This is a genomic window from Heliomicrobium gestii (assembly GCF_009877435.1).
GTDB lineage: Bacteria > Bacillota > Desulfitobacteriia > Heliobacteriales > Heliobacteriaceae > Heliomicrobium > Heliomicrobium gestii.
In genome coordinates, this window is record NZ_WXEX01000039.1 from 1 (window position 1) to 550 (window position 550).

Consider the following 550-nt stretch of genomic DNA (forward strand, 5'->3'; position numbering starts at 1 on the left):
CGGAGAGACAGGTGGTGCATGGTTGTCGTCAGCTCGTGTCGTGAGATGTTGGGTTAAGTCCCGCAACGAGCGCAACCCTTATCCCCAGTTGCCAGCGAGAGAGTCGGGGACTCTGGGGAGACTGCCCGGGACGACCGGGAGGAAGGCGGGGATGACGTCAAATCATCATGCCCCTTATGTCTTGGGCTACACACGTGCTACAATGGGCGGTACAAACCGAAGCGAAGCCGTGAGGTGGAGCGAACCGGAGAAAGCCGCTCACAGTTCGGATTGCTCTCTGCAACTCGAGAGCATGAAGGCGGAATCGCTAGTAATCGCGGGTCAGCATACCGCGGTGAATACGTTCCCGGGCCTTGTACACACCGCCCGTCACACCACGAAAGTTGGCAACACCCGAAGTCGGCGAGCTAACCGCAAGGAGGCAGCCGCCGAAGGTGGGGTCGATGATTGGGGTGAAGTCGTAACAAGGTAGCCGTATCGGAAGGTGCGGCTGGATCACCTCCTTTCTATGGAGTCGACGCACGTATCGCAACTGTTTGATTTTGAGGGA

Annotated in this window: 1 rRNA gene; it reads left to right on the forward strand. The window is 58.2% G+C overall.

The features are described from left to right. Window positions 1-506: ribosomal RNA gene (locus tag GTO89_RS16920) — 16S ribosomal RNA — on the forward strand; the annotation flags it as partial. Between the last annotated feature and the right edge of the window lie 44 nt (window positions 507-550).